Annotated in this window: 2 protein-coding genes; both read right to left on the bottom strand. The window is 32.6% G+C overall.

The genetic code is table 11. The features are described from left to right. Nucleotides 1-246: 246 nt before the first annotated feature. Nucleotides 247-477, bottom strand: a complete 231-nt coding sequence (locus tag FHP04_RS14545; protein WP_158319153.1) for a hypothetical protein — start codon at nt 475-477, stop codon at nt 247-249. A 531-nt stretch (nt 478-1,008) separates the two neighbouring features. Then, nucleotides 1,009-1,527, bottom strand: a complete 519-nt coding sequence (locus FHP04_RS14290) for a hypothetical protein (RefSeq protein WP_139856826.1) — start codon at nt 1,525-1,527, stop codon at nt 1,009-1,011. Nucleotides 1,528-1,657: the final 130 nt, after the last annotated feature.

Raw genomic sequence — 1,657 nt, 5'->3', positions numbered from 1 at the left:
CCCTGGTTTGCAACCAGTCCTACCATAAAATACTGATTATTTTCCTTCCAAATTCGCGCGCTTTACTGATTTTTTAAATAACCTAGCAAGTAAGGGTTATTGCACACAACGTTTATGTATATGAGCTGTGGCGTGTCTCGGCACGAACCTTTCCAGATAAAAACTGGCTTTGGAAAATCCGCAGGATTTTCCAAATGGGCACAGACCAAGCCATAGCTTATATACGGTGTTGGCAACTGGCTTTATTCAGCTCGAAGCCCAAAGTGTTGACATTAAATCATTAATCAATTCTTTAGGCGACATATTCATTCCGTTATTTTTTTTCGACCGAGTTGTTATTTTCAATTCTATTCCGCTATGCAATAATTCAAATGCAGTTGAATTACTCACTTCAAAAATCTCCGTGACCATATTGGTTTTAATTTCGTTCCCAAGATATTCTATTTCACTTTTTTTAGAGATTTTTTCCGCACTCATTTGCGTGTTAATTATCAATTCCGCAAGTTGGTTTGCATCCAATTCGATACTCCGTTTTTTAGTTTGTCTAAAAATTAAAAATAAAATCGAAATTAATATTAAACAACAGGAAGTAAATAAGGAAATCAGATAAACGCTTTTCATTAAATCACTATTAGGAAACCAAAACGAAATAAAAAATAGCAACATAAACAATCCAAAAGTCAGCAACGATATGTTCAGATTTCGGTTAGCTTTTTTCAATTCTGATGTTACAATGTTTATTTTCATTCGGTTTTTTCAGCTTGTTGCCAACGTTTAGTATAAAAGAAGTAGGGCTGAAAATAAGCGATTACCTTTCGGATTATCCACAAGCCAAATCTTTTGCATTTTGTTTTATATTATTTTACTAAAAGCCCACCGAAGGACTACGACTTCCTAAATATAAAATAAAAAAGTAGTCGTAAATCAAAAGATTTGGCGACTTCAAAAATATGCCTGAAACAATGGGTTTAGCACTTACTTGCCCTATTTTTTTTATACAGTGTTGTACTACGTTTTTATACGGTTGTTTATTACTTTTAATCCTTTGTTTTCGCCGAATAGTTTTATTAATTCACGAGTAAGTTTCTTCGCTTTTTTAGTACTATTCAGTAAAATAAATAATGTATCATTATGACAAGGTGAACCATATTCGAGTTGAATAAAGAGCACAACTTCATTTCCAGAATCAATTTTTTTTGAATTCAATTCTACATATCCACCATTTCCATTATAGTCAATTGTGTAGATTTCCTCCGTAGCAAAGTTTTCGGACAGTAAATTAATGAATTCCATATTTTTTTCTTTAGAGGATTGAATATAATAGTGTTCGGAATTATTGTCCGTAGTTGTCGTGTTTTCATTCAATAGAGTAACAAGTAATTCATTATTGTTTGGAAGAAAGATACTTGTTGTAAGGCAATCTGCATCTCTAATTAAATCAGCTGTATTTGAATTATTTGCATTATAATCTTGTCCGAAAATAATTCCAGAAAATGTCAGAAATAAAATGTTCAAAATTATTCTCAAAGTTTTTTTTAAATGTAGTACAACGGTTTGGCTATGGTTTCGTTGCGTGAAAATCCGCTAGGATTTTCCACCGTAAACCGAAGATAGCAAATTTGCGAGGACTTTCCGAGAGGAAAGTCAGAAGCAATGA

The sequence above is a fragment of the Aequorivita sinensis genome, from assembly GCF_006346335.1.
GTDB classification, from domain to species: Bacteria; Bacteroidota; Bacteroidia; order Flavobacteriales; family Flavobacteriaceae; genus Aequorivita; species Aequorivita sinensis.
This window is presented reverse-complemented; position numbering and strand designations above follow the sequence as displayed.

What these genes read in the sequence shown, in the direction of transcription:
- FHP04_RS14545 (WP_158319153.1), bottom strand. Translation starts at nt 477, where the DNA reads ATGAGTGCGGAAAAAATCTCTAAAAAAAGTGAAATAGAATATCTTGGG.